Origin of the sequence: Aminobacter sp. J41 (genome assembly GCF_000526635.1) — a bacterium.
Taxonomy (GTDB): domain Bacteria; phylum Pseudomonadota; class Alphaproteobacteria; order Rhizobiales; family Rhizobiaceae; genus Aerobium.
Window position 1 is genome coordinate 1 of sequence record NZ_JAGL01000069.1, and the last position, 6532, is coordinate 6532.

Genomic DNA, 6532 nt, shown 5'->3' on the forward strand with positions numbered 1-6532 from the left:
GACATCAACGGACTGCCCACGGAGGAGCGCCTCGCCATCAGGTCGGAGCGGAGCGCGCCGCTGGTCGCCGAGTTGGAAGAGTGGATACGTGACGAGCGGGCCAAGCTGTCGCGTCACGCGCCCACCGCACAGGCTATAGACTACATGCTCAGGCGCTGGAAGGGGTTCAGCCGTTTCCTCGCAGACGGGCGCATCTGCCTGACCAACAATGCAGCCGAGCGGGCGCTGCGCGGTCTCGCCCTCGGNAGAAAGTCCTGGCTCTTCGCCGGCTCCGAACGAGGTGCCGAGCGTGCGGCCGTCATGTATACCCTCATCGGCACGGCAAAGCTCAACGATGTCGACCCGCAGGCTTGGCTCGCCGATGTGCTCGCCCGCATCGCCGATACGCCGCAGGGCCGGCTGAGTGATCTCTTGCCGTGGAACTGGACGGCGCAATCTGCAAGACTGGTGGCATGAGCCACGCCGATCGCATCGCCCGCATCATGATCCAACTCGATGACTGGCAACCCGCCATATGGCGGCGCGCCGAGGTGCCGCTGACGGCAACGCTCAAGGCCTTGCACGACGTCATCCAGGCGGCAATGCCGTTCGACGACTATCACCTGTTCGAGTTCCGCGCCGACGGAAAGCGCTACGCCATTCCCGATCCCGAATGGGACAGCCTGCGCGACAGAACCTACTCGGCGAAGACGACGCGGCTCGGAGCGCTGGTCGATCGCGGCATCACGCAACTGGCCTACACCTACGACTTCGGTGACGACTGGCGGCACACGATCACCATCGAGGCAATCGCCGACGCCGATCCCGCTGTCGAGTATCCCCACTACATCGACGGTGCCGGCCGCGCGCCACCCGAAGATGTCGGCGGCATCCCCGGCTTCGAATTGTTCCTCGACGCGATCACCGATTCCAAACACGAGCAGCATCGCGAACTCAAACGCTGGCACGGCCGCCCGTTCGATCCCGCACATGCTGCTGAAGACGAAATCCAGACCCGGATCAAAAAGCTCGCCAGACGCCGCGCTCTCGGCAAGGCCGGCTTCGAGAAAAGCCGCAGTCAGGCGCGCTGATGATCCGAGGCGGCTGCGGTCCTCGCCGGAGGCTTACTTCCGGAGCGTAGAACTGGGCCGTTGGGATGGTAGTAGAGGACCGACCACTCTCACGGCGCTGCGGCTTCGCCCAAGGACCGCCGCGATGATCACCAGCACGCTACTCGTTGAGCGCGGGCTCCCTCATAATCGACCATCAGATTCGGCTGAGGGGATAAACTTTGGCTGACCCTTAGCGCGGTCCCGGCCTCACTTTCTACAGGTCCGCATTTGAGCAGAACGGCCGGCTCAGCGGGAGCTTCAACTCCAAGCTCGCTTTGATGGCCACCGAAAATCGGTCTTCGCCTTCCCGAAACAGTTGCTTTCGTAGGTGAACTGACCCGTCCGAATGTCTCGACAAGCCCACACTAGGTATCCGCGGTCATTGTAGAACTGGTCCCAGTCCGCACCGCTCGAATAATGGCCACCACCACCACCGCAACCGCCGTTACTGGCACAGGCCGCCGCCGCTCCCACAACGACCGCCGCTAGAACTACGCCAGCGGCAATTTGTGCGTTTTGTTGCTCAACTGCTTGCTTACAGTAACCTGTAAAAATGCCGCGTCGAGCCAATTCTTGCTGAACGTCCAGCTTGTATTGGGCATCGCCCTCTTGGAGGTAGGCGCGACACAGGGACATGCTTGAGGGGGATGAAGGGTCCTTATAAAACTCCTGGCTTGAAGTTGCGCAACCTGACACCAATCCTAACGAAGTAAATAAGACAACGAACCGTTTCATCCCCATCCCCCACGATCGCGAAGACATATAGTAAAGCAGTTCGGTGGATGGACGAAACTCGGTCTGACTCAGTGACTGGTTGTCGACATCTTTTTGCGTTGCCCCCTTTGGGGGAGGTAACGTTAGGAATGATGCTTGACGATTATTCAACAGGCTGTCAGCGGCGAAGCCATCGCTCAGCTTCCGGAACTGGCTTAGCGGTTGCTGCAGTACGGACTACTGTGTCTTGTTGCGAAACCGCTAATCCGCGCTGATGTGTTAGCTCTTGAAGACAGCATGAACCGCGCCGGGTTTGCCGGAGGCTCCAACTCCTGAGTAGGATGGAGCATCATGAGCAAGACGACGAACAAGTTTTCCCCTGAAGTGCGCGAGCGCGCGGTGCGGCTGGTTCTCGACAACGAGGGTCAACACGCGTCGCGCTGGCAGGCGGTCATGTCGATTGCGGCGAAGATCGGCTGCACCCCGCAGACGCTGAACGACTGGGTCAAGAAGGCCGAAGTCGACAGCGGCAAGCGCGCCGGCATCCCGACCGAGATGGCCGAGAAGATGAAGGCCCTTGAACGGGAGAATCGCGAACTGCGCCAGGCGAACGAGATTCTCCGCAAGGCGTCGGCGTATTTTGCGATGGCGGAGCTCGACCGCCGACCGAAGTGATGGTGGGTTTCATCGACGCGCATCGGGATGCGCACGGGGTCGAGCCGATCTGCGACGTTCTGCCGATCGCCCCTGCCACCTATTATGACCATCTGGCCAAACGTGCCGACCCGGCGCGGTTGTCGGATCGTGCCAAACGGGACGAGGCGCTGCGCCCCGAGATACGGCGTGTTTTCGAGGACAACTGGAGCGTCTACGGCCTGCGCAAGGTCTGGCACCAGCTGCGCCGCGAGGGCTTCGATATCGCTCGCTGCACGGTGGCACGGCTGATGAAGGACATGGGCATTCAAGGCATTATCCGGGTCAAGCCGCACAAGACGACGATCCCTGACAAGAAGCAGCCATGCCCGCTGGACAAGGTGAACCGCCAGTTCCGCGTGCCTGCGCCGAACATGCTGTGGGTCAGCGATTTCACCTATGTTGCCACCTGGAAGGGGTTTGTTTATGTCGCTTTCGTCATCGACGCTTATGCCCGCAAGATTGGTCGGCTGGCGGGTCAGCACCTCGGCGTATGCCGGGTTCGTCCTTGATGCCCTCGAACAGGCGGTCCATGACCGCCGCCCGGTCAAGGGCATGGGGCTGGTTCACCACAGCGACCGCGGCAGCCAGTATCTGTCGATCAAATACACTGAACGGCTGGCCGAGGCGGGCATCGAGCCTTCGGTTGGCAGCGTCGGTGACAGCTACGACAACGCGCTGGCCGAGACGATCAACGGGCTCTTCAAGGCCGAGGTCATCCACCGTCGGGGGCCCTGGCGCAGCTTCGAGGCCGTGGAATACGCAACCCTCGAATGGGTGGACTGGTTCAACAACCGCCGCCTGCTCGAGCCGATCGGGAACATCCCGCCCGCCGAAGCCGAGGCAAACTTCTACGCGGCTCTGGAAACTGAAGCCATGGCCGCGTAACTAAACCAAATCAGCCTCCGGCAAACCCGGCGCGGTTCAGCATCTCTATAGATGCCCGACCTCGGTCGTCCATGGAAGCGATCAAAACAACCAGCTCCTAGACCTTGTATGTCAATTGACCGAACGAACCACTAGGGATGGTGTGTCAATTACCCCCCACAATAGGAGGGGCCCCCCTATGCCCCCCATGGGTGAACCTATAGTTATATCTCTCTTAGGTTCTCCTAATGATACAGACTAGGATTTCCTCATGAGGGTCTTAGGTTAGACCGAGGTTATTGCCTGTCATCATCATCCTTCCAATCCAAATCTTGTGAGTATTGGCTTCTGAAGCTGGTGTGTCTTAGATGAGGACCTACTACGCCGGTGTGTCTCACACATGATGAAATAAGCCCCGTATCAGGTGCTCCCTGCAACTGGCCTCGGTCGTCCTCCATCCCCAGACCGTCTCACTCTGTTTCTCCCTTCCCTCCGACCCACCATCGTTCTCATTATTGTCAGCCATCGCTATCACCCACAGTACCAATTGAACGGCAGCCTTCCACGCTGGGTCTTTCTCCCTCTCCCCCTTCTTCATCCATTCTCAACGTTCATTGCCGATCGTCCTGAGCAGCGTAGCCGCAGAAGGCCCCTCTCAAGCAACAGGATGGTCTCCCGATGACTACCATGCCCACCGATAGCCAATCGTCTTGGCCGCGTTACTACAGGACCCTCAAACGGATTTTTGGCGGCTACCTGATGGCCTCCTTCGTGGCGGGCATTGTTATCGGATGTTTTCTTACCGTTCCTGCGGTGAGCGACCCCGGCTCCAGCCTGTCTCTGAGCGAATCGATGTTCTTAGCGGTCGTGCATGTTGGAATGGCAACCGCATTTGTGGTCTTTCTCTCCTTCATTCCCGCAACGCTCATGATCTTCGTGACCGAGCTATGGGCAATCCAGAGCCGTGTGGTCTACCTCGCAACTGGTCTCGTTACATCGATTGTCAGCCTCATCATTAGCTTGCTCTGGTCCGGCAGCCACAGATTCCATACCCCTCTCCGTATTCTTGAAATGTGGGGTCTCATGATGTGCGTGGCTGGACTGGTCGCGGGGTACACGTACTGGAAGATTGCCGGAAGACGGGCAGGACGGTGGAGAACATGACTCAGAAGAGGCGGTAGACCACCACTTGGGGAGACGGGCTAGGGAGTAACCGGCTGACTTATCGAATCGTCAAACGGTAAACGCTGACGTCGTCCAGCTTCTCAAGTTCCTGCACTCCGCACTCATAGTCGCCCCTTCTCAAGCCGGGGTCATTGTTGGACGTAGCCAACGTGAATGCTGCTCTCCGACACTCTTCTACGTTCACGAAACCCTCAATCCTCTCTCCGACGCTCAGATCGTGGCGGTTGGGGTAGTAGTGGAGGACGACCCACTCCCACGGTGCTGCGTCTTCACTCCAGAACCAGTTCGCTATGGTCACTAGCGGGCTACCAAAGGCGAACCACAAGGCAAGGACAAGAATGAGAACAATCAAGGGCATAGCCTCTCCCCACCCAGCAATCTGAGGCTATGATATCCCAGCAATTGCACTCTGCCGAGTGGCGGCCCTAGGCCCTTTTGCGGCGCCTCCAAGAGGGCGTCTTGAAGCTGGCCGGGGCGAGTGACTTAGGTGGAGCATCCATCAATATCCCCGCCTCTTCTGCCGCAGCTTTGAACCACATCCGAGCCGACAACACTGGCCCTGCATCATCTGGTCGCTCCAGTGCCCGCAGGCACGCTCTACGGGCCGATCTCTGCTTCTCCGTATCCTCCAAGGGCCACTCGCTCAGGAGAAGCTCTGCGGCTCTCTCCGTACTCCTAACGACCACACTGGTCCCGTTCGACACGGCCACATGGACCTCTTCGGGCCACCACTGCATCACACGTACTCCGACACGATGCGGAACAACGGGTGGGGCTTAGGTTGGCTCCGGGGTCGGGCTATTTTGGTGCAAAAATTCGAGCCGGTAATCGGATAGGCGGCAGCGCGCGAGTTCCCCCCGGTGGGGCTCCTTGGTAGTGTCCGATGCAAGGGCACACCGACCAAGTCAGACCTGGTTGCAACGTCAGCCCCCCCTCGCAGCTGCGGCACTCCCTCAGGAGTTCTTCTTGAGATGAGCGATCGCCCGTTCCAGTCGGGCCCTTTGAATCCCACGAAGCGTGAAGGGCAAGCCAAGTGAAATGCAGAAAGCCAGAACGGTCAAAAAGAAAGTGCTATGTTGGAGGTAAGGATATATTACCGCGTCAGCCGGACAGATCATGAAAGCAAATAGAGCCAACAGTAAGATTATGTACATCAAAAATACGTCAGTCTGACGATAAATGCTCCTCTGCATTTCTCCCGCTGAAAGATAGCTATGTCTCCAAGACTGATCGAGCAACATACTTGGATCGCCCAGAATTGATATAACAGCAATTAGCACACCTGCCAGTATAGAAAATATTGACGCCACGACACCTATAAGGCTAGGCTCGTTTGTTAGCAGGCCTCCATACAGCCAAGTCGAAACAGCTGCGACAGCCACACTAGCGCAACCCCAGATGATTCTAGGGACTGCCAGCTTTCTCTTGGCTGGCTCTTCAGACCGGTCTGTCATTGAACGGTATCCAGAAACGCCGCAGTAGAGTCCCAAGCAAGCTGGTAGTTTAGGACCGGCGCATCTCCCGGTTGATTGAAGGCAGATGTTAGAAGCAGCTTCTCGCGCGTGAACTTAGCCTTATTCCGGGTCCGAATAGTGAACTCCTCATCCGCCTCTACGGCCTCCGTAGCTAAGGCTGTGAGAGCCTCAATTTCCGCTACGGGAGCCCGGCGGCGTGCGTTGATGGAAACGCTCACCTCCATATTTGGTGACGTCCCCGGACGTGGTGTAGCTGGGTAGCGCGGCGGTCATCGGCGCTTTCCGGTAGGGTCTGGTTGCGAGACCAACCCCTTTCCGGAAGGAACACCGATGACCGACGACATGATGAACCTGCGCGCGCTGGTGGAGAAGACCCCCGACGCCGATCTCCTGCGCGAGATGATCGGCTTTGCCGCCGAGCGGTTGATGGAGATGGAGGTGGGTGCGGCCACCGGCGCCGCTTATGGCGAGAAGAACCCGCTTCGTCTGGCCCAGCGCAACGGCTAT

The 6532-nt window shown here is 58.7% G+C and carries 5 protein-coding genes, 1 pseudogene and 1 other annotated feature; of the genes and pseudogenes, 5 read left to right on the forward strand and 1 reads right to left on the reverse strand.

All coding sequences use genetic code 11. The annotated features are described in order from the left end of the window. The 4 genes and pseudogenes from L630_RS0120115 to L630_RS0120140 all read left to right on the forward strand — a co-directional run. The coding region (locus tag L630_RS0120115) for a transposase (RefSeq protein WP_024849833.1) at positions 1-456 on the forward strand (456 nt) is incomplete at its 5' end. Continuing rightward, complete coding sequence (locus L630_RS0120120) at positions 453-1070, forward strand: plasmid pRiA4b ORF-3 family protein (RefSeq protein ID WP_024849832.1); 618 nt, start codon at positions 453-455, stop codon at positions 1068-1070. The genes L630_RS0120115 and L630_RS0120120, both read left to right, overlap by 4 nt. A 1086-nt stretch (positions 1071-2156) precedes the next feature. Next, positions 2157-3386, forward strand: a pseudogene (locus L630_RS21985) (IS3 family transposase). After that, positions 2438-2554: a sequence feature (AL1L pseudoknot), on the forward strand. It overlaps the preceding pseudogene by 117 nt. A gap of 657 nt (positions 3387-4043) precedes the next feature. Next, entirely contained in the window at positions 4044-4529 is a 486-nt protein-coding gene (locus tag L630_RS0120140) for a hypothetical protein (protein ID WP_024849978.1), read from the forward strand. Between the two features lie 58 nt (positions 4530-4587). On the opposite strand, the gene L630_RS0120145 is transcribed toward L630_RS0120140, so the two are convergent. Further along, a complete protein-coding gene (locus L630_RS0120145) occupies positions 4588-4908 on the reverse strand; it encodes a hypothetical protein (RefSeq protein ID WP_024849979.1) in 321 nt (106 codons plus the stop codon). 1447 nt (positions 4909-6355) lie between these two features. Between L630_RS0120145 and L630_RS23050 the strand changes: the two genes are divergently transcribed. Further along, positions 6356-6532, forward strand: a 177-nt coding sequence (locus L630_RS23050) for a transposase (protein ID WP_024849983.1), incomplete at its 3' end; no start/stop codon positions are given.